This is a genomic window from Cohnella xylanilytica (assembly GCF_014212175.1).
GTDB classification, from domain to species: Bacteria; Bacillota; Bacilli; order Paenibacillales; family Paenibacillaceae; genus Cohnella; species Cohnella xylanilytica.
In genome coordinates this window covers 46,310-73,269 of the sequence record NZ_JACJVR010000032.1, presented here as the reverse complement: position 1 = coordinate 73,269, position 26,960 = coordinate 46,310, and the positions used below count along the sequence as shown (strand labels likewise).

Annotated in this window: 28 protein-coding genes; 20 read left to right on the top strand and 8 right to left on the bottom strand. The window is 62.8% G+C overall.

Annotated features, from left to right (window positions below; translation table 11 throughout):
• Positions 1–119: 119 nt before the first annotated feature.
• On the top strand, positions 120–1,340 hold the full coding sequence (locus H7B90_RS09575) for an aminotransferase class I/II-fold pyridoxal phosphate-dependent enzyme (protein ID WP_185135643.1): 1,221 nt from the start codon (positions 120–122) through the stop codon (positions 1,338–1,340).
• 55 nt (positions 1,341–1,395) lie between these two features.
• Here the strand turns inward: H7B90_RS09575 and H7B90_RS09570 are convergent, their stop codons facing one another.
• Both H7B90_RS09570 and H7B90_RS09565 read right to left on the bottom strand, forming a co-directional pair.
• On the bottom strand, positions 1,396–1,701 hold the full coding sequence (locus tag H7B90_RS09570; RefSeq protein ID WP_185135642.1) for a Rieske (2Fe-2S) protein: 306 nt from the start codon (positions 1,699–1,701) through the stop codon (positions 1,396–1,398).
• Entirely contained in the window at positions 1,698–2,555 is an 858-nt protein-coding gene (locus tag H7B90_RS09565) for a DUF2161 family putative PD-(D/E)XK-type phosphodiesterase (protein WP_185135641.1), read from the bottom strand. The genes H7B90_RS09570 and H7B90_RS09565 overlap by 4 nt, the downstream gene beginning before the upstream one ends.
• 216 nt (positions 2,556–2,771) lie before the next feature.
• Between H7B90_RS09565 and H7B90_RS09560 the strand changes: the two genes are divergently transcribed.
• The gene (locus H7B90_RS09560; protein WP_185135640.1) at positions 2,772–4,667 is read left to right on the top strand and encodes an ATP-dependent protease PrkA; all 1,896 of its coding nucleotides are present in this window, start codon (positions 2,772–2,774) and stop codon (positions 4,665–4,667) included.
• 192 nt (positions 4,668–4,859) lie between these two features.
• Positions 4,860–5,216, top strand: coding sequence for a KGG domain-containing protein (locus H7B90_RS09555; protein WP_185135639.1), 357 nt, complete (start codon positions 4,860–4,862; stop codon positions 5,214–5,216).
• Positions 5,217–5,380: 164 nt separating this feature from the next.
• On the opposite strand, the gene H7B90_RS09550 is transcribed toward H7B90_RS09555, so the two are convergent.
• Positions 5,381–5,836, bottom strand: a complete 456-nt coding sequence (locus tag H7B90_RS09550) for a hypothetical protein (RefSeq protein WP_260410884.1) — start codon at positions 5,834–5,836, stop codon at positions 5,381–5,383.
• 253 nt (positions 5,837–6,089) lie between these two features.
• Between H7B90_RS09550 and H7B90_RS09545 the strand changes: the two genes are divergently transcribed.
• From H7B90_RS09545 to H7B90_RS09525, 5 genes are all read left to right on the top strand, one after another.
• Positions 6,090–6,740 (top strand): hypothetical protein, encoded by a 651-nt coding sequence (locus H7B90_RS09545; RefSeq protein WP_185135638.1) that lies wholly within the window; start codon positions 6,090–6,092, stop codon positions 6,738–6,740.
• Between the two features lies 1 nt (position 6,741).
• Positions 6,742–7,272, top strand: a complete 531-nt coding sequence (locus H7B90_RS09540; RefSeq protein ID WP_185135637.1) for an accessory gene regulator ArgB-like protein — start codon at positions 6,742–6,744, stop codon at positions 7,270–7,272.
• Positions 7,269–7,394, top strand: a complete 126-nt coding sequence (locus tag H7B90_RS09535) for a cyclic lactone autoinducer peptide (RefSeq protein WP_185135636.1) — start codon at positions 7,269–7,271, stop codon at positions 7,392–7,394. The genes H7B90_RS09540 and H7B90_RS09535 overlap by 4 nt, the downstream gene beginning before the upstream one ends.
• An 18-nt stretch (positions 7,395–7,412) precedes the next feature.
• Positions 7,413–7,805 carry a LytTR family transcriptional regulator DNA-binding domain-containing protein gene (locus H7B90_RS09530; protein ID WP_185135635.1) on the top strand — a complete coding sequence of 131 codons (393 nt, stop codon included), beginning with the start codon at positions 7,413–7,415 and terminating at the stop codon, positions 7,803–7,805.
• A 173-nt stretch (positions 7,806–7,978) separates the two neighbouring features.
• The gene (locus H7B90_RS09525) at positions 7,979–9,325 is read left to right on the top strand and encodes an MATE family efflux transporter (protein ID WP_185135634.1); all 1,347 of its coding nucleotides are present in this window, start codon (positions 7,979–7,981) and stop codon (positions 9,323–9,325) included.
• A gap of 112 nt (positions 9,326–9,437) precedes the next feature.
• Here the strand turns inward: H7B90_RS09525 and H7B90_RS09520 are convergent, their stop codons facing one another.
• Positions 9,438–10,334, bottom strand: a complete 897-nt coding sequence (locus H7B90_RS09520; protein WP_185135633.1) for an SDR family oxidoreductase — start codon at positions 10,332–10,334, stop codon at positions 9,438–9,440.
• Between the two features lie 53 nt (positions 10,335–10,387).
• Positions 10,388–11,794 carry a SpoVR family protein gene (locus H7B90_RS09515; RefSeq protein ID WP_185135698.1) on the bottom strand — a complete coding sequence of 469 codons (1,407 nt, stop codon included), beginning with the start codon at positions 11,792–11,794 and terminating at the stop codon, positions 10,388–10,390.
• A gap of 403 nt (positions 11,795–12,197) precedes the next feature.
• Between H7B90_RS09515 and H7B90_RS09510 the strand changes: the two genes are divergently transcribed.
• The 3 genes from H7B90_RS09510 to H7B90_RS09500 are packed head-to-tail and all read left to right on the top strand — an operon-like array spanning position 12,198 to position 13,951.
• A complete protein-coding gene (locus H7B90_RS09510; RefSeq protein ID WP_185135632.1) occupies positions 12,198–12,779 on the top strand; it encodes a TetR/AcrR family transcriptional regulator in 582 nt (193 codons plus the stop codon).
• 43 nt (positions 12,780–12,822) lie between these two features.
• Positions 12,823–13,437, top strand: coding sequence for a VC0807 family protein (locus H7B90_RS09505; protein WP_185135631.1), 615 nt, complete (start codon positions 12,823–12,825; stop codon positions 13,435–13,437).
• Positions 13,438–13,450: 13 nt separating this feature from the next.
• Positions 13,451–13,951: a GNAT family N-acetyltransferase gene (locus H7B90_RS09500; protein WP_185135630.1), complete on the top strand. Its 501-nt coding sequence runs from the start codon at positions 13,451–13,453 to the stop codon at positions 13,949–13,951.
• A gap of 41 nt (positions 13,952–13,992) precedes the next feature.
• Here the strand turns inward: H7B90_RS09500 and H7B90_RS09495 are convergent, their stop codons facing one another.
• Positions 13,993–14,145, bottom strand: a complete 153-nt coding sequence (locus tag H7B90_RS09495) for a hypothetical protein (RefSeq protein ID WP_185135629.1) — start codon at positions 14,143–14,145, stop codon at positions 13,993–13,995.
• Between the two features lie 44 nt (positions 14,146–14,189).
• Positions 14,190–14,381, bottom strand: a complete 192-nt coding sequence (locus tag H7B90_RS09490; protein WP_185135628.1) for a hypothetical protein — start codon at positions 14,379–14,381, stop codon at positions 14,190–14,192.
• Positions 14,382–14,559: 178 nt separating this feature from the next.
• Here H7B90_RS09490 and helD point away from each other — a divergent pair, with 178 nt between their 5' ends.
• From helD to H7B90_RS09475, 3 genes are all read left to right on the top strand, one after another.
• Entirely contained in the window at positions 14,560–16,923 is a 2,364-nt protein-coding gene (gene helD, locus H7B90_RS09485; RefSeq protein ID WP_185135627.1) for an RNA polymerase recycling motor HelD, read from the top strand.
• Positions 16,924–16,928: 5 nt separating this feature from the next.
• Positions 16,929–18,749, top strand: a complete 1,821-nt coding sequence (gene recQ, locus H7B90_RS09480; RefSeq protein WP_311772702.1) for a DNA helicase RecQ — start codon at positions 16,929–16,931, stop codon at positions 18,747–18,749.
• A 141-nt stretch (positions 18,750–18,890) separates the two neighbouring features.
• On the top strand, positions 18,891–20,018 hold the full coding sequence (locus tag H7B90_RS09475; protein WP_185135626.1) for a M24 family metallopeptidase: 1,128 nt from the start codon (positions 18,891–18,893) through the stop codon (positions 20,016–20,018).
• Between the two features lie 63 nt (positions 20,019–20,081).
• On the opposite strand, the gene H7B90_RS09470 is transcribed toward H7B90_RS09475, so the two are convergent.
• Positions 20,082–21,323 carry an MFS transporter gene (locus tag H7B90_RS09470; protein WP_185135625.1) on the bottom strand — a complete coding sequence of 414 codons (1,242 nt, stop codon included), beginning with the start codon at positions 21,321–21,323 and terminating at the stop codon, positions 20,082–20,084.
• Positions 21,324–21,551: 228 nt separating this feature from the next.
• Between H7B90_RS09470 and H7B90_RS09465 the strand changes: the two genes are divergently transcribed.
• The 6 genes from H7B90_RS09465 to H7B90_RS09440 all read left to right on the top strand — a co-directional run bounded on the left by H7B90_RS09465 (position 21,552) and on the right by H7B90_RS09440 (position 26,958).
• Positions 21,552–22,133, top strand: coding sequence for a TetR/AcrR family transcriptional regulator (locus tag H7B90_RS09465; protein ID WP_185135624.1), 582 nt, complete (start codon positions 21,552–21,554; stop codon positions 22,131–22,133).
• A gap of 482 nt (positions 22,134–22,615) precedes the next feature.
• Positions 22,616–23,500 (top strand): LysR family transcriptional regulator, encoded by an 885-nt coding sequence (locus H7B90_RS09460; RefSeq protein ID WP_185135623.1) that lies wholly within the window; start codon positions 22,616–22,618, stop codon positions 23,498–23,500.
• Positions 23,501–23,747: 247 nt separating this feature from the next.
• Positions 23,748–24,689 (top strand): transporter substrate-binding domain-containing protein, encoded by a 942-nt coding sequence (locus H7B90_RS09455; RefSeq protein ID WP_185135622.1) that lies wholly within the window; start codon positions 23,748–23,750, stop codon positions 24,687–24,689.
• 21 nt (positions 24,690–24,710) lie between these two features.
• Positions 24,711–25,502: an amino acid ABC transporter permease gene (locus tag H7B90_RS09450; RefSeq protein ID WP_185135621.1), complete on the top strand. Its 792-nt coding sequence runs from the start codon at positions 24,711–24,713 to the stop codon at positions 25,500–25,502.
• The gene (locus tag H7B90_RS09445) at positions 25,499–26,209 is read left to right on the top strand and encodes an amino acid ABC transporter permease (protein ID WP_185135620.1); all 711 of its coding nucleotides are present in this window, start codon (positions 25,499–25,501) and stop codon (positions 26,207–26,209) included. Before H7B90_RS09450 ends, H7B90_RS09445 begins: the two co-directional genes overlap by 4 nt.
• Positions 26,206–26,958 carry an amino acid ABC transporter ATP-binding protein gene (locus H7B90_RS09440; protein ID WP_185135619.1) on the top strand — a complete coding sequence of 251 codons (753 nt, stop codon included), beginning with the start codon at positions 26,206–26,208 and terminating at the stop codon, positions 26,956–26,958. The genes H7B90_RS09445 and H7B90_RS09440 overlap by 4 nt, the downstream gene beginning before the upstream one ends.
• The last annotated feature ends 2 nt before the right edge of the window (positions 26,959–26,960 follow it).

Sequence of the window (26,960 nt, the reverse complement as noted above, 5' to 3'; positions counted from 1 at the left end):
AACTTCCTTTATTATAACCAACCCCCGCCAAAAAGAAAACGCAAAATGTTGCGAATGGCCGGCATAGAATGGTAACGGGACCGAAGTCGCATCCGCTTAGCTGACAAGGAGGGCGCGCGATGGGCGAAATCATCAATTGGATGGGCGGCTGGCCGAAGGAAGGGCTGCTGGCCGCCGCGGATTGGGAGAGCAGGCTGGCCGAAGCCGATGCGCCGGCCGAATCTTCCGGGAGGGGGAAGGCGGGTCCCGCGGAGACCGCGCGCCTTCGCGAGCTTCTGGCCGAAGCCGGCCTGCTGCGGCTGTCGGCTCCGGAGGCGGCAGGGACGACGGAGGCCGATGGAACAACGGGGGGGACGGGGGCAGGGAGAGCGGCGGGAGGAGCCGCGTCGGCCGCGTCGGCGGGGGCGGCAGCTTCGCGGCGGCCCGAATTCGTCGTCGCCGCGGGAGCCGACGCCGCTCTGGAACGCGTCGCCCGCCTCTGGCTGCAGCCGGGGGACGCGGTTCTCGTGGAGTCGCCGACGAGCCGATCGGCGCTTCAGACGTTCCGCAAAGCCGGGGTCGTTCCCCACCCGGTGGCCGGCGACCGGTACGGCATGCTGCCGGAGGAGCTGGACCATTCGCTCGCCCAGCTTCAGCCGCGGCTCGTCTACGCGGCTCCGGCCTGCACCGATCCCGAAGGCCGCTCCTGGAGCGAAGAGCGGCGCAACGCCTTGCTGAGGCGCTGCGCGGAAGCCGGCGTGCCGGCGCTGCTCGACGACCGGCAGGCGGCGCTTCTGCCGGAGCCTTATCCCGCCGTGCCGGAGGAACTGCTGGAAGCCGGCTCGGTCTGGACGATCGGAGAGCTGCCTCCCGGCTTGATCGGAGGCTTGCGGTTCGGCTGGCTCGCGCTCGGCGGCCTGCCCGCCGAAGGGAGCGAATCGCTGCTGGAGGGCCGGGGAGCCGCGGCCGGGGTGCCGCTTCGCGAGCAGCTCGCCGTCTTGTCCTGGATGGAGGACGGCGAGCTCGGGCCCCTTCTCGAGACGCTGCGCTTCGTCTGCCGCGCCCGCAACGGCTTGCTGGCGGAGCAGCTCCGCCTTCGGCTGCCCGACCTGTCTTGGCGCGAGCCGCAAGGCGGCATGCACCTGTGGCTGTCGCTGCCGGAAGGGCTGGACGGCGACGCCCTGCTGCGGGGCGCCTGGCTGAACGGCCTGCTGTTCCAGCCGGGCGGAGCCTTCTACGCGGCCGAGCCGGAACGCGGCACGATCCGGTTGACCGCCGTCCATTCGGAGGAGAAGACGATCCGGGCGGGGGTCGAGCGGCTGGCCGCCACGGTGGAGGAGTTCCTCGCCCGCTGGGGTTAGCCTGAGGGGCCGGCGGTCTCATCCCGCAAGCGGCGGCTCTCTCCCGCGTCCGGCTTCAGTAAGGAGAGCCGACGGCGTACAGCCCGTCTTCCCTCGCCTCGACGTCCAAACGCACGAGGCGTTCGCCCGGGTTGTTCAAGCAGCCTCCGACCGACCGGTCGAACGTCCAGAAGTGAAGCGGGCAAAAAAAATGATCCCCGAGCAGGCGAACCTCGCCTCCGGCATGGGGGCAGACGGCCATCAGCAGGCCGTACCGCCCGTCTTCCCGGCGGACGAGCCAATATGGCGTTCCGCCGACGTCGACTTCGGCCGGCAGCTCGGGGTAGGCGTCGGCCGGTCCGATTCGAATGCCTTCGTTCATCTCGCTTCCTCCTCTCCGCCTTGTATCCGTTCCTCCCACCCGGAGGCCCATTCCAGCTTCGCCGCCCAGACCGCCGTCACTTCCGCGAACTCCCTCAGACCTAAGCGGCCTTCGCGCGTCAGCTCGTACAGGCCGCGTCCCGGCTTGCGGAACCAGCCGTAATGGTTGTCCCGCAGCAGGCCGCCGGCGTTCGGAACGCCGGTCAGCGCCTGGATCTCGCGCGGCGCGAGCGGCCCGCGGCACCCGAGCGCCAGCGCGCATTGAATCGCGCGCTCGCGATAAGCGGTTACCAGCTTGCGGCCCGTGCTGCCGCCGACGTTGTAGTCGCCGCTGCGCGCGGCGAACTCCCGCAGCAGCGGCTTCGCCCCCGCGCGCTTGCGCCCGCCCGCCGAGGCGGCGTACCCCGCGGCGTAAGCCGCCTCGGCCGCCTCGGCGACGCCGCTTCCGGCGGCGCCCGCGGACAGCGCGTACGCGCGGCCGCTTACCGCGGCCGGCTCGCGCCACACCTCGATGACCGGCTCCTTCGTCTTATAGAAGGTGACGGTCATCAAGCCCAGCCCGAGCCGCCCGCACAAGGCGGCCAGCTCGGGGAAGCGCTGGTTGTGCGCGCCCTTCTTCGTCCGGTTCCGCTCGACCGCGAGCCAGACCGCCGCCCCGGTGCGCTGGCGGTCGACTCCCTGCAGAAGCAGCGGGAGCGTGAACGTCTTCTTCATCTCGACGATGACGGGCATCTCCTCGTCCGGGCGGAGGGCGACGAGGTCGCAGCCGCGCACCTCGGCGCGTACCTCGTATCCCCGGCTCGCGAAGTACGCTTTGATCGGCGGGTACAGGTCTGTCTCATGCTTGACGGCCACGTCATCTATCCTCCTGCTTGCTCTTGGCAACATCTCATGAAAATTATAGCACGATCGGAGCGAAGCGTAAGAGCGGCGCGGATTTCAAGGCATTCGAGGGCGGGAGGGTGGACGTCCCCTGTCGTTTTCATCGCTTTTCGGAGCAATTTCGTCCTTCCAACCGCATAGTTATGTAATACGTTTCGTAACGGAGGGACTAGGTGAGGAGGTAGCGGCATGGATATATTCAGACGTCTCGCCGAGTATCGGACCGAGAGCGAGAAGCTGACATGGTCCGGGACTTTCAGGGATTACATCGATTTGCTGCGCCGCGATCCGGCTCCGGCGATGACCGCGCATGCCCGGGTATATGACATGATCGTCTCGCACGGCGTGGAGGAGATCGGTGGTCACAAACGATACAAGTTTTTCGAGAGGGAGATCTACGGCCTGGACCGGACGATGGAGAAGCTGGTGGAGGAATACTTCCATTCCGCCGCCCGCCGGCTCGACGTCCGCAAGCGGATCCTCCTGCTGATGGGACCGGTCAGCGGGGGCAAGTCGACGATCGTGACGATGCTCAAAAAAGGGATGGAGCAATTCTCGCGCACGGAGCGCGGCGCGGTCTACGCGATCCAGGGCTGCCCGATGCACGAGGAGCCGCTCCACCTCATCCCGAACGAGCTGCGCTCGGACGTGGAGAGGGAGCTGAACGTGCGCATCGAGGGCAATCTGTGCCCCTCCTGCCAGATGCGGCTTCGCACCGAATTCGGCGGAGACATCGAGCAGGTGCCGGTGGAGCGCGTCCTCATCTCGGAAGAGAACCGGATCGGGATCGGCACGTTCAGCCCGTCCGACCCGAAGTCGCAGGACATCGCCGACCTGACGGGCAGCATCGACTTCTCGACGATCACCGAATACGGCTCGGAGTCGGATCCGCGCGCCTATCGCTTCGACGGCGAGCTGAACAAGGCGAACCGCGGCCTGATGGAATTCCAGGAGATGCTCAAGTGCGACGAGAAGTTCCTCTGGAACCTGCTCTCCCTGACGCAGGAGGGCAACTTCAAGGCGGGCCGGTTCGCGCTCATCAGCGCCGACGAGCTGATCGTCGCCCATACGAACGAATCGGAGTACAAGGCGTTCATCTCCAACAAGAAGAACGAGGCGCTGCAGTCGCGGATGATCGTCATGCCGGTCCCTTACAACCTCAAGGTGACGGACGAAGAGAAGATTTACGCCAAGCTGATCGGCCAGTCCGACATGAAGCATGTCCATATCGCGCCCCACGCCCTGCGTTCCGCGGCCATCTTCTCGATTCTGACCCGGCTCAAGGAATCGAAGAAGCAGGGGATGGATCTGGTCAAGAAGATGCGGCTGTACGACGGCGAAGAGGTGGAAGGCTTCAAGGAAGCCGACTTGAAGGAGCTTCAGAACGAATACTCCGAAGAAGGGATGTCCGGCATCGACCCTCGCTACGTCATCAACCGGATCTCCAGCGCGCTCATCAAGCACGACCTCCCCTGCATCAACGCGCTCGACGTCCTGCGCGCCCTCAAGGACGGCCTCGATCAGCACCCTTCGATCACGAAGGAGGAGCGGGAGAAGTACTTGAACTTCATCTCGGTGGCGCGGAAGGAATACGACAACCTGGCCAAGAAGGAAGTCCAGAAGGCGTTCGTCTATTCGTTCGAGGAGTCGGCCCGCACGCTGTTCGAGAACTACCTGGACAACATCGAAGCCTACTGCAACTGGGCGAAAATCAAAGATCCCCTCACGGGGGAAGAGATGGACCCCGACGAGAGGCTGATGCGCTCGATCGAGGAGCAGATCGGCGTCTCCGAGAACGCGAAGAAGGCGTTCCGCGAGGAGATTCTCATCCGCATCTCGGCTTATTCCCGCAAGGGCAAGAAGTTCGATTACAGCACGCACGAGCGGCTTCGCGAAGCGATCGAGAAGAAGCTGTTCGCCGATCTCAAGGACATCGTCAAGATCACGACTTCGACGAAGACGCCGGACGAGAACCAGCTCAAGCGGATCAACGAGGTGACGAAGCGGCTCATCGACGAGCACGGGTACTGCCCCGTCTGCTCGAACGAGCTGATGAGGTACGTGGGAAGCCTGCTCAACCGCTAAAGCGCCGCTCGCGCCGCGGGAACCGGCATTCGCCCGAGAGGGCGGATGCCGGTTTTCGGCGCGCTCGACCCCTTCTTTTCCCCATGCCGCCGCGCTGCATTAAAACCCTCTAATGATCGTTTGAAGCCCGTCCGGGCGTGTAAATAAAGGATGTGCAACACCATAACATCAATCCTAGAGGAGTGACTTGGCATGCGCAACGGCAACGAAGACAAGATGAGTCGGGAAGAAGCGGGACGCAAGGGCGGGGAAGCGACCTCCAGGAACCACGATCGCGAGTTCTACCAAGAGATCGGCCGGAAGGGCGGGGAAGCGACCTCCAACAGCCATGACCGCGAGTTCTACCAGGAGATCGGCGAGAAGGGCGGAGAAGCGACGTCCAAGAACCACGATCGCGAATTCTACCAGGAGATCGGCCGGAAGGGCGGCGAAGCCAATTCCGGTTCCCGCAGCCGCGATTCGGACGGCGAAGGCGACGGCTCGGACCGGGACGGAATGAGCCGCGAAGAGGCGGGACGCAAGGGCGGACAAGCCCGTTCCCGCGATTGACGGATTCGGCGCGGACTCCGGCAAGGGAGTCGTTCATAAACGGAAGCCGCTCCTGGAACGGATCGAGACCGTAGCACGGATCGAGTTCCGGGAACGGCAGAAGGGGTTGTCCCGGCCATGGCGCGAAGCCGATGGGGACAACCCCTCTTCCCGTATGGCCGCCGTCAGGCGCTGCGCGGCCGAACCGCTTCGCGGTAGGCGGACAGCGAACGTTCGACGATCGCTTCGTACAGGCCTTCGCGGCTTTCCGGCACGACGGCGGACGCGTACCGCCAGGCGTTCTCTTCGATCCGCAGCGCGACGCGGGCCCGCTCTTCCGGCGCCAGCGACGGATCGTCCAGCCGCGCGGACAGCTCCGCCAGCTCCCCGTCCTGCGCATGCCCGAGCTCGTGCGCGAACACGATCAGGGCGAATTCGTCCGCGGCTTCCTCGGAGCCGAACAGCAGCGCGCACTGCGCGCGAATGGTCTCGACGTACAGCGTGATCGTGTCGGAGGACGGACTGTACTTTCCCCCGACCATCCTCCCCCCGGGAAACCGCTCTTCGATGGCGACCTTCGTCCCGCTCCCCGCGGAAGCGAGAAGCCCCCGGATCGCCACGTTCAATCTCTCGATATCCAACTCCCGCATCACCCGTTCCCAGCTTTCTACCGTCTACTTATACGACGTTCGGCCTCCGAAAGTTCCGCGCCGCCCCCGCCGCCGGAACGAAGAGGGACCCCGGACGGGGGACTTTTTAATAGGATATTGCAAAATCAGGAATCGTTTGTCCGAAATTTTGCTATTTCCAGCGATCCGAACCATAATTTAAGATATGAAAAATGATGTAACATTGGTAAAATGGGACTATAGAAGTCGAGGTGCGGGGGATCTTATGTCGTTCATCATGTTTATTGCGGCCTCAATGCTGGAGTACATTTCTTTCTTTATTTTCGTCATGGTCCTGTTTCGCTTCTCGGTCAAGGAGAACATTCTGAAGTTCGCGCTCGGATCGGTCATTCTCGCCTTCGTGTCCAACACGGTCCAGACCGAGTCGCTGCAGGATATATCGCCTCTCGTCAACGTGTTTATCTTGTTTTTCCTGCTGACCATCATCCTGAGAACCAAGCTGTTCCATTCGTTCATCATGGTGGCGATCGGATACGTGGCGCAGGCGCTCGTGCAATGGCTGCTCGTCACCATCCTGATCCACTTCGGCGTCTTCGATCAGATAACGACGTATACCGGGAACGCTTATCGCGTCCAGGTGATGACCTTCTTCGTGATGTGCCTGATCTCGGGCTTCATCAGCGTGACCAAGGGAGGCTTCAGCTATATCCAATCGAACAGCCGGTTCTATAAGGACACCCTCCGAGGGAACAAGCTGTTCGCGATCTTCATGATTCTCGGACTCGTCGTTCTGTTCGCGGGCAATATCTTCTATATGACGTACGAGAGACTGTCGGATTCGTTCGCCACGATCTGCATCGTCGTAGTCGCCATCTTGACCGTAATGATCTATTTCTCGATCCGGAAGGAAGGATAGCATGATTGAAAAGCTGGCATTATCCATCGCGACCTCGATTAAGAACGTCGACTCCGAGCAAACGCCTAGCATCGAGGTCATGAAGTTCTCCCTCATTACGATCCTACATACGCTGTTCGCCGTCGTTCTCGTCGCCGTCATCAGCCTGTTCCTCGGCAAGCCGGGGGTCACGCTGTACGGAATGGGCTACTTCATGGTGCTCCGCTTCTTCTCGGGCGGGTACCATATCGAGAAGTCGGGCCTGTGCACCGCGTTATCCGTTCTTCTCATGTGCGCGGCCCCCTTCATTCCGCTTGACGAGAAATACGTTTACATTGTCAACATAGCGAATTTATTGATGATGTTGTTTTTTGCTCCGGCCAACATTAAAGGATTTGCGCGAATTCCGGAGAAGTATTTTCCTATCCTCAAGTTGGTTTCGATGGCGATCGTGTCTGCTAACTTCTTGTTCAACAACGCTACGCTCGCTATCCTTACCATATTTCAATCCGCTTTGCTATTGATCAAACAGAAAGGAGGAGAATCCGAATGAAGAAAAAAGCGGCTATCGGCGTTGCCAAAATCTTGGGCGTGTTCGCTGTCTTTTTCGTCAGCACGGCTTGCTTCTACCTCTTCCATCGGCCCGAGATCCCTGCCGAACTGAAACGCTCGTAAAGAAACGGAGGGAGCGCCATGTCTGGTTTTCGCCTATTGGATGAGGATGGCAAACCGGTCGAAGTCGAGCTCGAAGAGGTGCTGGCGATCCGTCCGACCTCGAACGGCCCGGAATTCCACACGAAGCGGGGAATCTTCTATTACCCGACGACGCTCGAGGAATTCCAGTCGCTGCTCGGAGAGTCCGGCTTCGAGAGATTGGACCGCGGCAATCTGGTCAATATGAACCATGCCGTCGCATTCGACAAGAAGACAAGAAAAGTGTATTTCGAGGATCCGTGGTCGAAAGACAGCTTGTTCGCCACCGTCTCCGAAGCGAATATGCACAAGGTCATGCATCTGGTCCGCGAGGAGCAGACGTCCTACCAACCCGCCGCGAAGAAGCTGTTCTGGACCCGCAAGGAAGTTTGAATTCCGCGGGCCGCGGGCGGCAGGACGCCGTCTATCGTTTTGCTTGTCCTTCATCTCCCAAGCCGCAAGGCTTGGTTTTTTTTTATTGCGGAGGCTCATTGACAGCCGGAGAAGATTGGGTCAAACTGGGATCAACTCTACTAGGGAAGAAAATTACGAGGGATACCGTCATCATGAATCGACTGGCCAAATGGAAGACCATCCTGCTGCTCACGCTGCCGTCGTTCTTCTCGTTCGCGACGCAGACCGTGACCGGCTCTATCAATCTGATTATGGTAGGCCATCTCGGCGTCTTGACGATCGGGATCGTCGGCGTCGCCAACATCATCATGTACAACGTGTTCGCGTTGTTCTCGGGGATCGGGCATTCGGCGAGCTACCTCGTCGCCCAGAACTTCGGCGCGGGCGAGATGCGCAAGGGCATCGCCCGGCTCTATCTGGCGCTGCTGACCGCCGTCGGGGTCGGGCTGCTCATCGCCCTTGCCGGCTGGGGAGGGAGCGACGCGACCTTGCGCTGGACGGGAGGATCGGCCGAGCTCGTCGCGGCGGGCTCCGACTATCTGGAGCTGCGGTTCTACGCGATGGCGTTCGGGATCGTCAGCTTCGTGTTCCACGGCTTCCTGCGGGGCGTCGGAGATACGCGAACGTCGATGATCGTCTCCATCATCGGCAACGGGACGATGCTCGTTCTGACGTACGCGTTCACGAACGGCGCGCTCGGCCTCCCCAACCTCGGCTTGCGGGGAGCGGGGTACGCCATTCTGATCGGAGAGGTGCTTCAGCTCGCCTGCTGCCTGTTCGTGTTCTGGGTTCCGCTGCACAAGCGGTTCGTCACGCGGATAATGCCGAAGCCCGATTGGAAGGAGCTTCGGCTCATTCTGAAGGAGAGCGGCAAGCTCGGGCTTCAGGAATTCTCGATGAGCATATCGATGTATATCTTCACGATGTTCGTGGTCGGTCTCGGGGAAGTGGCGCTCGCCGCGAACGAGGTGGCGCTCAACGTCATGTCGCTCGGCTTCATGCCGGCGTTCGCGTTCGGGGCGACGGCGACGACGCTCGTCGGCCAGGCGATCGGCCGGAGCAGCGCCGCGGACGGCAGAAGAGCGGGCACCGACACCGCGATCATGGGCTCGATCTTCCTGCTGCTGCTCGGGACGGCCGAGATGATCTGGTCCGTTCCGATCGCCCGCGTCTACAGCTCCGACCAGGCGGTGTACGAAGCGGCCGCGCACCTGATTCAGGTGTCGGCCTTCCTGCAGATTTTCGACGGCTTGTACAACTTCTACGCGGGGGGCCTGCGGGGAATCGGCGATACGACGTTCCTCATGCGTTCGTCGATGGTGCTGAACTTCTTCCTCTTCATTCCGCTCGCCTATCTGTTCGTGGAAGTGTTCGATTGGGGAGGGACCGGCGCCTGGCTGTCGTTGTACACGTTCCTGACCGCGCTGGGCCTGACGGTCATGATCCGCTTCTACCGGACGGACTGGACGTCCGTCCGGCTCAAGGAAGCGGGAGCCTGAACGGACGAGACTCGGGGAGCCGTCTAGGCAGAGGCGCGGATAGAGACACGACAAAAGCGGACAGCGACCGGGCTGTCCGCTTCTTCATAGTTCCGCTCGTTCATCCGTTCGCTTACCCGTTCACGATCTCTCCGCCGTTGACGTGGAGAACCTGGCCCGCCATATAGGACGAGTCTTCGGAGGCGAGGTACACGTAGGCGGGAGCCAGCTCGTCCGGCTGCCCGGCCCGCTTCATCGGCGTGTCGGATCCGAACTTCGCGACCTTCGTCTCGTCGAAGGTGGAAGGGATAAGCGGCGTCCAGATCGGGCCGGGCGCGACGGCGTTCACCCGGATGCCCTGGCCGATGACGTTCAGCGCCAGCGAACGGGTGAACGAGACGACGGCGCCCTTCGTGGACGAGTAGTCGAGCAGCGTCGGGCTGCCCTTGTAGGCGGTGATCGAAGCGGTATTGATGATGGCGGAGCCCGGCTTCAAGTGGGGCATGGCCGCCTGCGTCAAGTAGAACATGCCGAACACGTTCGTGCGGAACGTCTTCTCGAGCTGCTCGGGCGTAATCTGCTCCAGCTTGTCCATCGGATGCTGCTCGGCGGCGTTGTTGACGACGACGTCGAGCTTGCCGAGCGACTGGATCGTATCCGCGACCGCCTGCTTGCAGAAGGCGGGATCGCCGATGTCTCCGGCCATGATATGGCAGCGGCGGCCTTCCTGCTCGACCTCCCGCTGCGTGTCTCTCGCGTCGGTGAATTCGCTCAGGTAGACGATGGCGACGTCCGCGCCTTCCTTGGCGAAGGCGATGGCCACCGCGCGGCCGATGCCGCTGTCGCCGCCGGAGATGAGAGCGACCTTGCCCGTCAGCTTGCCCGCCGGGCGGTAGATGGGAGATTCCGCTTCGGGGCGGGGGTGCATGTCGCTCTCCAACCCCGGCTGGCGATCCTGATGCTGCGGCGGGAAGCGATCCGGGCGGTTCGGGGCGGCCGTCGCCGGCTGCCGGTCGGATGGTGTCGTCATGATGGCAATCCACTCCTTTCCTTTAGGAGTAGATTACGACCGCCGCCCGATTTTTAAACATTTCTGCGCGTCGTCTTCTTGCCGTCGCAGCTGAACAGGACGGGCTTGCCGTCGACGACCGTCTCCAGATGCGCCGGCTTGCCCCAGAGCTGCACGACGTACGGCATCGTCCGCTCGACGTACTTCAGGTCGAGCTCCGTGCCTTCGTACAGATGGGTCAAATACAGCTCCCCGGCGCGCTGGTAATCCCCGTCGGTGACGACGAGGTACGGGAAGCCCCCGTTCACCCTCGAATAGACGAGCTGATCGCGGACGTTCTCCCACGCTTTGTCCGTGATCGTCCATTCCGGCCCTTTTTTCTCGAATACGTACAGGTCCAGCTCCTCCGTCAATTCCTTGGTCAGATAGTTGCGCAGGAACGAAGGGTCCGAATCCAGCTCCCGCACCTCGAAGATCTTCTCCCGTCCCCACCGCTTCTCGATGTCCTCGAAAATCTTAAGCCCCAGATAATACGGGTTGAGCGAGCTCCGCGACGGCTGCACGACGGCCGAATTGAGCTTCGCGTACTCGATCGTCTCCTCGCTCGTGAGCGGCAGCTCGCGCATGATCCGCTGGTGCCAGAACGTCGCCCAGCCTTCGTTCATGATTTTCGTCTCGATCTGGGGCCAGAAGTAGAGCATCTCCTCGCGCAGCATCGACAGGATGTCGCGCTGCCAATCGGTCAGGTAGGGGGAGAATTCCTGAATGAACCAGAGCAGGTCCTTCTCGGGCTCCGGCGGGAAGCGGCGCGTCTCCGGGGCGGACGTCTGCTCGGCCGCCTTCTCCTCGTTCTCCCTCTCCTCCAGCGACCACAGGTCGTCGTAGGGCGTGGACGGCCCCGCGCTCCTGCCGGCCCGCTCCTTCTCTTCGCGCTTCTGCCACTCCAGGTAGCGCCGCTTGTCGAGCCCTTGCGGCCGGACGAGCCGCGGATCGACGTGCTCCTGGATCGCCATCACCGCGTCGAGGAACTTCTCCACTTCTTCGCTGCCGTATTCGATCTCGTATTGGTTCACCCGCTCGGCGGTCGCCGACATGCTCTCGACCATGTTGCGGTTCGAGGCGGAGAAGCGGGCGTTGTTCTTGAAGAAGTCGCAGTGCGCGAGCACGTGGGCGACGATCAGCTTGTTCTGGACGAGGGTATTGCCGTCGAGCAGGAAGGCGTAGCAGGGATTGGAGTTGATGACGAGCTCGTAGATTTTGCTGAGGCCGAGGTCGTACTGCATCTTCATGCGATTGAAGGTTTTGCCGAAGCTCCAATGGCTGAACCGGGTGGGCATTCCGTACGCGCCGAACGTGTAGATGATGTCGGACGGGCAGATCTCGTACCGCATCGGGTAGAAGTCGAGCCCGAAGCCGCGCGCGATCTCGGTGATCTCCTCGATGGCGGCCTCCAGTTCGATGTATTCGTCTCCATGGGACATGAACATGCGATGAACCCCCTTGCCGAAGGCAATAGTATTACCACGCTATGTATATGCCGGAACCCGGCCGGGCGTGACTGGGGGACGAGCCGGCGGGGCGGCAAGTGTCGCGGGGAGGGGGGGCGGCACGCGGAGTTATGGAAAAAAAGGCAGTAACGAGCGGGGAAGAAGCGGAGCGTACGAGTTATTGAAAAAGGGACGGCGGAAAAGTGAAATTGCGGTATCCGCCCTATTGACATACCGGCGGTCGGTATGGAATAATGAACGCATGGCATACCGGCGGTCGGTTTGAAGGGCGAGGAACGCGCAAGCCCGCAGATCTGCAACACCGCAGCACAACAACGCCGCAAACCCGAAACGCCGCAACATCGCCGCCGGGCAGCAACCGAAAAGGGGAACGAACATGACCGTCTCAACCAACAGTTTGCAGAAAATCATGGACGCCGCCGAAGCTCTCATCCAGGAGAAGGGCTGCCGGCAGATGACGCTGCAGGATATTATCCGAAGCTCCGGCCTGTCCAAGGGCGCGATCTACCACTACGTGAGCAGCAAGGACGAATTGCTCGGCCTCGTGCTCAAATCCCGGGTCGAGAAGGCGAACCAGCGCTTCAACGAAGCGGCGAACGATCCGAACTCGTCGGGGCTCGAGAGGCCGCTTCGGACGATCGCGGAAGGAATGGCCAGAGCCTCGTCCTATGAGAACGTCACGAACAAAATATTCATTTACTTGCTCAGCCAGATGGATCAGCCGAAGGTAGCCGAGCTCGTCGAGGAGATTCACGATTACACGCTGAAGACGTGCTCGTCGTGGATCGAAGCGGGGAAGAAGGCGGGCTACATCCCGGCGGAGGCGGACAGCGCGAAGCTCGCGGAATCGCTTATCCTCTTCATGTACGGCATGCGCACGCACAGCGCGGCCACTCGAAGGAACAACTCGATCACCGTCGAAGAGCTGGTTCAATTCATGAGAAGGACTCTGAGCTAGTCGGCAATTTCTAACCCAATCGATAATAAAGGTGGTTCATTCCATGTCCAAACGCGCGCAAGTCATCCTTACCCTTCTGCTGAACGGGGTCGTCCCGTGGGCGCTGTACGTCTGGCTCCAACCCTACATGAGCAGCCTCGCCGCCCTGTCCGTCGCCACTCTCGTGCCGCTCGCCGAGAACCTGCTCTACCTCGCCAAGCACCGCAAGCTCGACGCGTTCGGCTCGCTGATGCTGTTCACGTTCATTCTGACGTTCGTCCTCGTCCTGCTCGGGGGCAGCGAGAAAATTCTGCTCGTCCGCGAATCGCTGATCACGGCTTCCGTCGGCCTCGTATTCCTCGGCTCTCTGCTGTTCCGCCGTCCCCTCATGTTCTATCTCGCCGAGCGGTTCGTCGGCCAGAGCCAATTCGCCGCGAACTGGAACTACGTCTACTTCCGGTTCGTCATGCGGCTCATGACCTTCGTATGGGGCCTCGTTCTGACCGCGGAAGCGGCGGTTCGCGTCACGATGGCGTTCGAGCTGTCCACGGAACATTATCTGGCGCTGTCCAACTTCGTGCTGTACGGCTTCATCGGGGCCGCCGTGCTGTGGACGGTCGTCTACCGCAAGCATTCGGTCGGGAAGCTGAACGCCATCAAGTCGGCGGAACGGCGATAAGAGGGGGAAGCCGATGCAGATCGAGAAGCTGGTTCCCGAGGACAAGAGGCGGCTCCTGAAGCTGTATCGGACGGTGACGGCCGATCTGCGCAAGGACGGGGTGAAGCAGTGGGACCTGTTCTATCCGAACGGGTTCGTTGTGAAGAAGGATCTTCTCCGCGGAACCGCCTTCGGGATTCGGGACGGGGGGCGGATCGTCGCCGCCGTCGTCGTCGACCGGGAGATGAGCGACCTATACGGGCCGCTCGACTGGGAGGACCGCGAAGGGACGCCGGCATGCATCCACCGGCTGGCCGTTCATCCGGAGCTGCAGGGCCGAGGGGTGGGGAAAAGGCTGCTGGCGTTCGCGGAGAACGAGGCCCGGGAGATCGGCGGCACGAGCATTCGGCTCGACGTGTTCAGCGGCAATCCCGGGGCGTTGTCGCTGTACGGCAAGAACGGATACCGGGAGGTCGGCCGGGTCCGGTATCCGATGAGGAAGCTGCCCTACTTCTGTATGGAGAAGCGATTATAAAAACGAGAGACGCCCCGCGGACAACCGCGGGGCGCCGCGCGTCATTGCGGGCGGATGCGGACGACTCCGATCTCCGACGCGTTGATGGAGATGGCGTTGCCGCCTTGGTTGATAACCGCGCTGGCGGATTGCCGGACCCGGACCTTCGTCTTGCCGTCGTTCCATTTCCGCGTGCGGGAGGACGAACGCTTCATCGGGAGCACCTCCTTTCCCCGAACGGGCGGCGAAGGGGTGCCGTTTAGCCGCGCTTGACGGTCTTCTTGATCTGGATGTTCAAGGCGTTGCTCGCGAGAGCGTTGCCCGATTCGGCGCGAGCCGCGGCCGTCTGGTAAATCTTGATGATCAGGTAGCGGTTGCGGCCGATCCGGCGCCGGAACGTCCGGATGCGGGTGCCGGTGCTAGCGCGCTTGCGTCTGCGCGTGCGTGCCATCGGAGACCTCCTCGTCCGTGAGCTTCCCGATAACATATGAAGCGTTGGACGGATTCGCCCGCGGCGAATGGCGGCGGTACGCGAGTCCATTTTGCCGGTCCGCGCGGCTTGCACTCTGCCGGTCGGCATGTTACAACAAGGGATATCGATAAGTTCGCCAGGGGAAAGGAAGAGGCTTGTGTCGAAGGAGCGGTCTATCCGCGAGGAAGAGGAACGGCGGCTCTCCGAGGCGCTCGGCGTCATCGAACGCCGGCTGCTGAAGGAGCTGTCGGTGCTGGGCGAGCGGCGCGGAGACGTCGTCGGCATCCGGCAGGAATTCTGGGACGACGTGACGGTCAATTTCTCGGACGCGACCGAGCTCGGGGAGACGTGGAGCAGCATCGTCCAGCAGGCCGAGCTGCTGGCCGAGCGCGAGCGGAGCCACAAGGTCGCGTCCACCGCCGCGTCGCGGCTGGCGCTGCAGCGCGATAATCCGTACTTCGCGAGGATCGACTTCGCGGAGGCGGGGGAGGGCCAAGCGGATCGAATCTATATTGGAAGGTCCACGCTCGTCGGCGACGACGGGGAGACGTTCTACGTCTACGACTGGCGCGCGCCCGTGTCGAGCCTGTTCTACGATCACGAGCCGGGTCCGGCCTCGTACGAGACGCCGAGCGGAACGATCGAAGGCGACTTGACGCTGAAGCGGCAGTTCGTCATCCGCGGGGGCGTCTTGAAGCACGTCTTCGATACGGAGGAGACGATCGGGGACGACATTCTGCAGGCGGTTCTGTCCGAGCGGTCGGATACGTCCATGAAGAGCATCGTGGCGACGATCCAGAAGGAGCAGAACCGCATCATCCGCGACGAGAAGCACAAGCTGCTCGTCGTCCAGGGAGCCGCCGGAAGCGGGAAGACGTCGGCCGCGCTGCAGCGGATCGCGTATTTGCTGTACCGCTACCGGGATACGTTGACTTCGGAGCAGATCGTGCTTTTCTCGCCGAATCCGGTGTTCAAGGGCTACGTCTCGCGCGTGCTGCCCGATCTGGGCGAAGCCAACATGCGGCAGATGACGTTCCGCGAGCTGATCGAATCGAGGCTCGGGCGGCGGTACGAGGTCGAGGACCTGTTCTCCCAGACGGAGGCGCTGGCCGCCGCGGAAGGGACGCCGGACGGGGAAGCCCGCGAGCGGGCGGCCCGGTACAAGGGCTCGGAGCATTTCTTCGAGACGGTGAACCGGTACTTGAAGAGGCTGGAGCGGGAAGGCGTCCGCTTCCGGCCGCTGCGGTTCCGCAAGGATACGATCGTGTCGGCCGAAGAGACGGCCGAGCGGTTCTACGGCGTGCTCGGAGGCGAGAACTTCGGCGACCGGCTCGTCAAGACGCGCAGATGGCTGAACGAGCGGCTGGATGCCTGGGTGGAGAGCCAGCTGAAGGAGCCGTGGGTCGAAGAGGCGGCGGAGCTGTCCGACCAGGAGGACATCCAGCGGGCTTACGTGGAGCTGCGGCGCGAAGGCGGGTACAGGGAGGAGTCGTTCGACGACGAGGACCGGATCTCCGGGCTGCTGCTCAAGAGGGCGGCGGAGAACGCGATCGCCCCGCTGCGCAAGGCCGTCAAGGGGTTCCGGTTCATGGACCCTCTCGCCACGTATGGGGAGCTGTTCCGCAGCCGCACGCTGTTTACGGCCTGCGCGCCGGACGGCAGGCTTCCGCTCGGCTATGAGTGGATGGCGCAGCGAGCCGAAGAGACGCTCGGCCGCAAGACCATCGACCACGAGGACGCGACGCCGCTGCTCTACGTGATGGAGGCGCTCGAGGGCTTCCGCAAGGTGGACGGCGAGGTGCGCCACCTGTTCGTCGACGAGGCGCAGGATTACTCGCCGTTCCAGGCCGCGTTCCTGCGCAAGAGGTTCCCGCGCGCGAGGCTGACGGTGCTCGGGGACTTCAACCAGGCGATCTACGCGCAGGCGGAGGAGAGCGGCGGCTTCGGCGGCTGGACGCGGCTTGTTCCTCCGGAAGAGACAGAGGTGTGGCGCCTGTCGACGAGCTACCGGTCGACCGAGCCGATCGTCCGCTTCTCGAAGCGGATTCTGAAGCCGGAGGACGCGGCCGGCATCGCGCCGTTCCACCGCGACGGCGAGCCTCCGCGGGTCGCGGAATGCGGCGACGGGGCCGAGCTGGCGGACCGGATCGCCAAGGACGCGGCCGAGCTGCTCGAAGCCGGCTACGCGACGATCGGCATCATCGCGAAGACCGCCCGCGAATGCGGCAACGCCAGCGCCGTGATCAAGGAGCGGCTGGCGGACGATGTGCCGGTGACGCTCGTGACGGGCGGCTCGGCGAACCTGCCGAAGGGCGTCTCGATTCTGCCCTCGTACCTGTCGAAGGGCATCGAGTTCGACGCCGTGCTCGTCTGGGACGCGTCCGGCAGCCGGTACGGCAGGGAGCAGGACCGCAAGCTGCTCTATACGGTATGCACCCGGGCGCTGCACGTCCTGAGGGTATACTCCCTGGGCGTGCGTTCGCCATTCCTGCCGTCCGGATATGAGGGGGATGAGGAGTGATGGGGGTGGAGAAGCTGGAACAAGCCCGCGAGGCGCTTCGCCGGTATTACGGCTACGATTCGTTCCGCAGCGGGCAGGAGCGGCTGGTCGGAGCGATTCTGGACGGCCGCGACGTGCTCGGCGTCATGCCGACCGGCGCCGGCAAGTCGATCTGCTACCAGCTGCCCGCGGTGCTGCTTCCGGGCGTCAGCCTCGTCGTCTCGCCGCTTATCTCGCTCATGAAGGACCAGGTGGACGCGCTGAACGAGACGGGCATCCCGGCGACGTACATCAACAGCTCCTTGTCCGCGCAGGAGACGACCGAGCGGCTGCGGGGCATGGTGCAAGGGCGGTACAAGCTCGTCTACATCGCGCCGGAGCGGCTCGAATCCGAACGCTTCGTCTCGATGCTCCGCCAGGTGACGGTTCCGCTCGTCGCGGTGGACGAGGCCCACTGCGTCTCGCAGTGGGGGCACGACTTCCGCCCGAGCTACATGGGCATCGTCCGGCTGCTCGCGCACATCGAGCCGCGCCCGGTCATGGCGGCGTTCACGGCGACGGCGACCGACGTCGTCAAGGAGGACATCGCGAGCCGGCTGCGATTGGCCGATCCGGTGCGGGTGACGACGGGCTACGCCCGGGACAACCTGTCGCTCTCGGTCGTGCGCAACGCCGACAAGCGGGACTACTTGTCCCGCTTCATCCGGGAGCGTCCCGGCCAGGCGGGCATCGTGTACGCGGCGACCCGGCGGGAGGTGGAGAGCGTCCACGAGTTCCTGACCCGCCTCGGCATCGCGGCGGGCAAATACCACGCCGGCCTCTCCGAGGAGGAGCGGGAGGCGGCTCAGGACGCTTTTCTAAGGGACGACCTGCAGGTCATCGTGGCGACGAACGCCTTCGGCATGGGCATCGACAAGTCGAACGTCCGGTTCGTCGTGCATAACAACATGCCGAAGAACCTCGAAGCCTACTACCAGGAAGCCGGACGCGCGGGACGCGACGGGGAGCCGGGCGAATGCGTGCTGCTGTTCTCCCCGGCGGATACGGCGACGCAGAAGTTCTTCATCGAACGGAGCGAGGCGGACGAGGAGCGGAAAAAGAACGATTACCGGCTGCTCAACGACATGGTCGAATACGCGAACACCTCGGACTGCCTCCAGCGGAACATCGTGCGGTACTTCGGCGAGGAGGACGCCGAGCCCTGCGGCCGGTGCGGCAACTGCACGGACGAGAGGGAGCTCGTGGACGTGACGCGGGAGGCGAAGATCGTCTTCTCCTGCGTGGCCCGGATGCGCCAGCGCTTCGGCGTGACGCTGACCGCCAAGGTGCTGCGCGGGGCGAACGACGCGAAGATCCGCCAATTCGGCTTCGATTCGCTGACGGTCTACGGGATGATGAAGGACAAGTCGGAGAAGGAGTTGACGCAGCTCATTCACGCGCTGATCGCCGACGGCTATCTGCGTCTGACGGACAGCCAGTACCCGGTCGTGCAGCTCGCCGAGCGGGTGCGGGGCGTCATGGACGGCGAGGAGAAGGTGTTCCGCCGGGTCGAACCGGCCGTGACGGCTCCGCGCGGCCGCAGCCGGGGACGCTACGGAGCCGGGGGCGGGGACGGCGGCGATTACGATACGGTGCTGTTCGACCGGCTGCGCCAGCTGCGCAAGGAGATGGCCGACCGGGAGGGCGTTCCGCCGTTCGTCATTTTCCACGACGCGACGCTGCGGGAGATGAGCCAGCTGAAGCCGACGACGGAGCAGGCGATGCGCGGGGTGCGCGGGATCGGCGACGCCAAGTACGCGAAGTACGGGGCGGAGTTCCTGGAGCTTATTCGCCGATCGACCGTCTAGCCTGGCGGCCTTTCGGTTTTTGCGATTTTGCGGTTTTGCGATTTTGCGATTTTGCGATATGGCGGCTTTGCAGCCTTGCGGCGGACGATAGATTAACGGAGGCCGAGCCGGGCAGCCGATTGCGAGAGGAGTGGAAGCCCTATGACAGACGTAAACGCGTGGACATCCAGAAAAGCGAAATTGCGGGCACATCTGAGTAACGGCGGAATCGACGCGGCCTTCATCTCCAATCCGACTCATCTGTATTACTTCACGGGATTCCTGTCCGAGCCGCATGAACGATTCCTCGCCTTGTACCTCGACGCGAGAACCGGCGAGGAGACGCTGTTCGTGCCGTCCCTCGACGCCGAGGCGGCATCGCGGGCGGGAGCGGGCGTTCCTAAGCGGCTCGTGCCGCTGTCGGATACGGACGACGCCTACGCGATCCTGAAGCGGGAGACGGCGGCCGGCGGTCCGGTCGGCGCGCTCGGGGTGGAGAAGAGCTTCTTGACCTTGGATCGGGCGGAACGGCTCGGGGAGGCGTTCCCGGGGGCGCGGCTGGCGGATCTGACCGGCTTCATCGACTCGCTGAGAGTCCGCAAGACGGAAGAGGAGATCGCGCGGGTCGCCGTCGCCGTCGAGACGATCGAGAAGGTAATGGAGCACGCGGTTAAGCAGGCGAAGATCGGCATGACGGAGCTCGAGCTGACGGCCGAGCTGGAATACCAGATGAAGCGGCTCGGCGCCGACAAGCCTTCGTTCGATTCGATCGTCCTGACGGGGACGCGTTCGGCGCTGCCGCACGGCGTTCCCGAAGCGGTGCCGATCGCCCGGGGCGACTTCCTGCTCATCGATATCGGCGTGAAGATGAACGGGTACTGCTCCGACATTACCCGCACGTTCCTCGTCGGGGAAGGGACGGCGGAGCAGGAGCGAATCTACGAGACCGTCCTGGCGGCGAACCTCGCCGGCATCGCGGCGGCCGGTCGCGTCGGCTCGCCCGTCGCCGAAGTCGACCGGGCCGCCCGCGAGACGATCGCGGCCGCCGGATACGGCGAGTTCTTCACGCACCGCGTCGGCCACGGCTTCGGCATGGACATCCATGAATTCCCGTCGCTGCACGGGGAGAACCGGCATCCGCTGGAGCCGGGCATGCTGTTCACGGTCGAGCCGGGAATCTACGTCCCGTCGATCGGGGGCGTCCGCATCGAGGACGACGTATATATCCGGGAAGACGGGAGCGTTCGGGTGCTGACGAGCTTCCCGAAGACGCTGACCCGGATCGGGTAAGAAGCTAGTACGGCGGAGGAAGGTTCATACGCGCTAACGACAGGTCACGGCTTCGTGGCCTGTTTATTTTGTCGAAGGCGACGTTCGGGTCGCGGCCCAGAAGAGGAGAGCCGCCGCGCTGACCGATGCCCCGAGCCAGCATACGCCGTTCCACCCCCATCGGTCGTACACATGGGTCGAGGCGATGGCCCCCGAAGCGCTGCCGATGGAATAGAACACCATGTACGCGGCGGTCAACCGGCTCCTGGCCTCCGGGCGAGAGGCCAGAATGAAGCTCTGGTTGGTTACGTGGACGGCTTGAACGGCCAGGTCCAGCAGGACGATTCCCGCGATCAGGAGCGGCAGGGATTGGATGCGACCGATCGCCGGCCAGGAGAGAAGCAGCAGAACGAGCGAGACGCCGGTCGTTCTCTGCCCGTAGCCCCGGTCGGCGAGCCGTCCCGCCCGGGACGCCGCGATCGCCCCGGCCGCTCCCGCCAGGCCGAAGGCTCCGATGGCCGCGTGGGACAAGGAGAGCGGCGGCTCGCTTAAGGGCAGCACGAGGGAAGTCCACAGGATGCTGAACGAGGCGAACAATAGAAGCGCGAGAAAGGCGCGAACGCGAAGGATGCGCTCTTGGGCGTACAGCGAGAGCGTCGATCGCAGCAGCCGAACGTAGGAGAGCGAAGCCCGCTCCGGGTCGGCCGCGGGAAGACGTCTCGATAGGAAAATCGACATGCCGAGCATGGCCGCCGCGGAGAGCAGGTACACGGAGCGCCATCCGGCGGCATCCGCGAGCAGGCCGGACACCGCCCGGGCGAGCAGGATGCCGACGACGATGCCGCTCGTCACTTGCCCGACGGCGCGGCCCCGTTCGCGTTCGTCGGCCAAGTCCGCCGCATAGGCGACGAGCGTCTGGGTCACGACGGCGAGAAGACCGGTTAGAGCGAGGGAGGCGAGCAGCGCCGCGGCCGATCGCGCCAGTCCGGCGGACGTCAGAACGACCGCGGAGAGCAGCATCTGGAAGGCGATCAGCCGCCGCCGGTTCCACAGATCGCCGAGAGGAACGAGCAATAGCAGCCCAAGCGCGTAGCAGAGCTGCGTTACCGTGACGACGATGCCGACGGTCGACGGGGCGATGCCGAGATCGCCGGCCATCTCGTCGAGCAGCGGCTGCGCGTAGTATACGTTGGCGACGGCCAATCCGCTCGCCGCCGCGAGCGCTGGAGCCGTTCGCCGGGGTCTGGGGCTGCTTCGTCTTCGGTTTCGGCCTCGTCGCGCATCCGCTTGCTTCGCCGGATCGGCGTTCGTCTGAGAGACGCTCATGGTTTCGGTCGACACTCCTTTTGTTCGGGTCGGCAGCAGTAGAACCGCACCGCATGCTATAACGTACCGAACGGTATGATATGAATGACGAAACTATAGTCGATCCGGTTTGATTTTGTCAAGGGTGGGATTTATGTTTTGGGGTTTATGGGCATTTGACAAGGAAAGGGGCGTTCATTAAAATGGATTTATAAAATACTGTTCGGTATGGAAAAGGGGCTGGCGCGGATGGCTCGGACAAAGGAATTCGACGTGGATCAAGCGTTGGAGGCGGCGATGCGCCTGTTCTGGGAGAAGGGATATGAAGCGGCTTCGTTAAGCGATCTGACGAATGCCATGGGCATTCAGCGGCCCAGTCTCTACTCCACGTTCGGAGACAAGCTGGGGCTGTTCGAGGCCGCCCTGCGCAGGTACTCCCATTTTCACGCGTCCGATCTGCGAACCCGGCTTCAACGCTCGCCTTCCGTCAAGGAAGGCTTCCGGCGCTTGTTCGAAGAAGTCGTGGAGGACGGGTATTCGGTGCGGCCCGATCGGGGCTGCTTCTGCATCAACGCGATGGTGGAGATGGCTCCCCGCGACGAGAAGTTCGAGCTGCTGACGAGAGAGCATCAGATGTATCTGTCCATTCTGTTCGCAGAGACGCTCGAACGCGGCATCCGCTCGGGCGAGCTGTCGGCCGACCTGGCGGCGAAGCCTCTCGCCCGCACGCTCGTGGTCGCCCTCATCGGCGTAACCGTCATGCTGAAGGCGCGCCCGGAGCGTTCGTTCGTCCAACAATCGGTCGACGCCGTCCTGTCCTTGGTCAAGTAAGCAGACAGGCTTCGCACATCCGTCCCCAGTACGCTACACCGACCAAGAGAGTAATCAGGTTACGCACATTCATCTCAAGTGCCGCTTCCCCGACCAAGAGAGTAATCAGGTTCCTCACATCCGTCCCAAGTACCGCTACACCGACCAAGAGAGTAATCAGGTTACGCATCGTGTCCAAGGGAAGGTTGAGCGACTCAATGGCTGAGCTACTTACGGCGGGAAACGGCGGGTAGAGCAAAATTGACTCAATGGCTGAGCTACTTACGGCGGGAAACGGCGGGTAGGGCGAAATTGACTCAGCAGCTGAGGTACTTAAGGCTGGAGCGACGACGGCAAGGCGAGAGCAATGGGAAACGAGAGAGAGGAGAGGCGCGACGCAGGACCCACGCCTTTTCCCGTATTGACAGGGTCTTCCTCAACGACTAACATGGAATCACGCTATTAATCCGACTTATTTCATTGGAAAAGTAGGGTGAATGACGATGAATATCGAGAACATGGAAGCGTTCGTGTACGTCATCCACTTCGGAAGCTTCAACAAAGCGGCGGACGCTCTCTTCCTGTCGCAGCCGTCGGTGTCCGCCCGGATTCAGTCGCTGGAGCGCGAGCTCGACTGCAAGCTGTTCGACCGGATCGGCAAGCAGGTGCAGCTTACCGAAGAGGGCAAGCGGTTCCTGCCCTACGCCCAGCAGTTGCTGCAGACGTTCCAGAAGGGGAAGCAGCACGTGCAGCAGAAGAAGAAGCTGCCGGACGAGCTTCGGATCGGCTGCACCGTGTCCGTGGCGAATTACATCCTGCCCCAGCTGCTTCCGCCTATGAAGCGGAAGTATCCCCACATTCAATTCAAGCTGCAGACCGGCGTGACGGACGATCTCGTGAACCGCGTCCTGAACAAGGAGATCGACATCGGGTTCGTCCGCAACGTCAACCATCCGAACCTGAAGTCGGTGAAGCTGATCGAGGATCCGATCCGCCTTCACGTCTACGAGGGCCACCCGTTCATCGGGAACGGCCGCCTGACGATCGAAGCGATCGGCCATGAGCCGCTCGTCTTCTTCGAATGCGGCGCGCTCGACTGGCTGCGGATCCACCGCATTTTCGAATCGCTCAACCACCCTCCGCAGCTCGAGATCCAGACGGACAACTCGGAGACGGCCAAGAAGCTTGTGCTGCAAAAAGTAGGAATCTGCTTCCTGCCCGGGCTGTGCGCGAGGCAAGAGGTGGCGGAAGGGAAGCTGTACCCGATCGAGTTCCCCGAGACGGCCGGCATCTCGATGCAGACGAACGTCATCGCCCTGCAGGGAGAGTTCTCCGAATTCCTCCAGGCGTTCGCCGAGCTCGGGCGGGAACGGCTGGCGAAGCCGTAACGCCGGGAGCTGCCGGTCACGCCGTAACCGACCTCGTAACCCTGAAGCCCTGAAGCCCCATTCACCTGTATACCCGTAAAAACCGTCCAAACCGATCGATCGAATTGTTATATCCAACTATAGAATTTCTCTATTATCCGGCGCATTGACGGCACTGGGCCCGAGTGATAAATTGTTCTCAACATAATTCTAACTTAACAGGTCGGAATTATAAGTTATCACACATTCGGGGTGGAGGAACAAAAACATGAAGAGAACCTGGCTATCGGTATCGGTAGTAATCGCGGCGCTCGCGCTGACTCTGGCCGGATGCGGCAGCAAGGAGGAGAACGGAGCCGCATCGCCGTCGGGAAGTCCGTCAGTCGCCGCAACGTCGTCGTCCTCGGCGTCGCCCTCGTCGTCCCCGGCGTCGGAATCGCCTAGCGCAAGCGCAAGCGGGAGCGCGTCGGCAAGCGAGAAGCCCGCGGAGGTCAAGAAAATCATCGTCGGCACGGGCACCCAGTTCCCTAAGGTCGCGTTCCTCGACGACAAGGGCAAGCTGACCGGCTTCGACGTCGAGCTCGTCCGGGAGATCGACAACCGGCTGCCGGGCTACGAATTCGAGCTGCAGACGTACGACTTCGGCAACCTGCTGCTCAGCCTGGAGACGAAGAAGATCGACTTCATCGCCCACGAGATGGAGAAGAATCCGGAGCGCACCGAGAAGTACCTGTTCAACAAGGAGCCCTATGCGCACTGGGTGAACAAGATCGTCGTCGCCAAGGACAACAACGACCCGATCAAGACGCTCGACGACCTGAAGGGCAAGAAGGTGCTGGTCGGAGCGACGAGCGCGGAAGCCCAGCTCGTCGAGAACTACAACAAGGAGCACGGAGAGAACGCCATCAAAATCGTCTATTCCAACGGCAACTCTGCCGATACCGTGAACCAGATCGCGACGGGCCGCGTCTACGCGACGCTGGCAGCTGACTTCGCGCTCCCCCTTATCGATCCGGAAGGCAAGCTGAAGACCGTGGGCGATTCGCTGGGGGCCGCCGATATCCTGTTCGTGTTCCGCAAGAACGATCCCGACTCCCAGACGCTGGCCGACGCGGTCGACGGCGCGATCAAGGAGCTGAAGGCGGACGGCACGCTCGGCAAGCTGAGCACGGAATGGCTCGGGCAGGACTTCACGCAAGACGTCAAGTAGCCTCAGGAAGGGTGGGGAAATATGCCCGGAGCCAAGTTCGACCTTGCGTACGTCTTCGATTACTTCCCGAAGCTGCTGTCCACGTTGAACGTCACGCTTACGATCGTCGGCCTGTCCATCGTGCTGGGGCTGGGCGTCGGCTTCCTCGTCGCCCTCCCCCGGCTCTACAAGGTGCCCGTGCTGAAGCGGGTATCGGAGGTCTACGTCTCCTTTTTCCGAGGGACGCCGATCTTGATCCAGCTGTTCTTGATCTACTACGGCTTGCCGGAGATTCTCAAGCTGGCGAACGTGGACGTCACGAGAACCCCCGTGCTCGTCTTCGTCGTCTTGACTTATTCGCTTCACGCCGGGGCGTTCATGTCCGAGATGATCCGCGCGGGAGTCGCCGCGGTGGACCGCGGACAGGTCGAAGCCGCCTATTCCGTCGGCATGACCGGGCCGCAGGCGTTCGTTCGCATCGTGTTGCCGCAGGCGCTGGCGATCTCGCTTCCGGTGTTCGCGAACCTCGTCATCGCGACGCTGAAGGACACGTCTCTGGCCTTCTCCCTCGGCGTCATGGAGATGACCGGCAAGGCGCAGACGCTGATCACGGTCGGCCAGCACTTCGTCGAGGCTTACCTGGTTCTCGCGATCATCTACTTCGTCATCAGCTTCGCGCTGGAACGGCTGTTCCGGCTGCTGGAGCGCCGCCTGCTGCGGCACGAGAAGACCGAGAACGCCGACAGGAAGCGGTTCGGGCGGCGCGGCAGTCCGTCGCTTCGCGGACTGCTGGCGGAGAGCGCAAGTCTTCCGAAAGGGGGATCGGGATTATGAAGCTGGACCCTTCGTTCATCTGGACGGCATTCGTCAAGCTGCTGTCGGCCGTCCCCACGACGCTGTTCATCACCTTCGTCTCGGTGCTGGGCGGGTTGATTCTCGGTACGGCGATCGCTCTTTGCCGAATCTATCGGGTTCCCGTGCTGGGGCCGATCTCGACCGGCTACGTCGCCTTCATCCGGGGCACTCCGATGATCACCCATCTGTTCCTCGTCTACTTCGGATTGCCGGCCGTCGTCGACGGACTCTCGGCCTCGCTCGGCTGGTCGTTCCGGTCGGTATCGATTCCGTACATCGCCTTCGCGCTCGTCGCCTTCACGATCACGGCCAGCGCCTACATGTCGGAGGTCGTCCGCTCCGGCCTGCTCGCGGTGAACCGCGGGCAGCTCGAGGCGGCGCACTCGATCGGCATGACGACGCCGCAGGCGCTGCGGCGGATCGTGTTCCCCCAAGCGTTCGCGGCCGCGCTGCCCAACCTGTCGAACAGCTTCATCGGCATGCTGCACGGCTCGACCCTCGCCTTCACCGTCTCCGTCGTCGAGATCAACGCGAAGGCGCAGATCGTCGCTTCGACTAACTGGAAGTTTTTCGAGGCGTACCTCGCGGCGGCGGTCATCTTCTGGGGACTCACGGTGCTGATCGAGAGGCTGGCGGGAGCGCTGGAGAAGCGAATCAACGTCTATAACCGAGGTGGAGTGGCATGATCAAGCTGAGTCGGATTACGAAGCATTTCGGACGGCAGCAGGTGCTGCGGGGGATCGACCTGACGGCCCGGCAGGGCGAGGTCGTCGCCATTCTGGGACCGAGCGGCTCGGGCAAAACGACGCTGCTCCGCTGCATCAATTACCTGGAGCGGCCCAGCGACGGGGAAGTGGAGATCGGCGGCTTCAAGGTCGACTGCAAGCATCCGTCCAAGAAGGAGATCCAGACGCTGCGCCGGAAGTCGGCGATGGTGTTCCAGCATTACAATCTATTCAAGCACAAGACCGCGCTCGAGAACGTGATGGAAGGGCTCGTCGTCGTGCGCAAGCTGCCGAAGGACGAAGCCCGCGAGCGCAGCGCGAAGGTGCTCGAGAAGGTCGGCCTCGGCGCGAAGCTGGACGCTTATCCGAGCCAGCTGTCCGGCGGCCAGCAGCAGCGGGTCGGGATCGCCCGGGCGCTCGCGCTCGAGCCGGAGGTCATCCTCTTCGACGAGCCGACGTCCGCGCTCGACCCTGAGCTGGTCGGCGAAGTGCTGGAGGTCATTCGCCGCATCGCCAAGGAGGGCATCACGATGATCGTCGTCACGCACGAGATGGGCTTCGCAAGGGAGGTCGCGAACCACGTGATCTTCATGGACGAAGGCCGCATCGTCGAGGAGGGCGACCCGAAGGAGATCTTCGCGAGGCCGAAGGAGGAGCGCACCCGCCAGTTCCTGAAGCGGATCACTCCCGAAGCCAGCTATTCGATTTGACA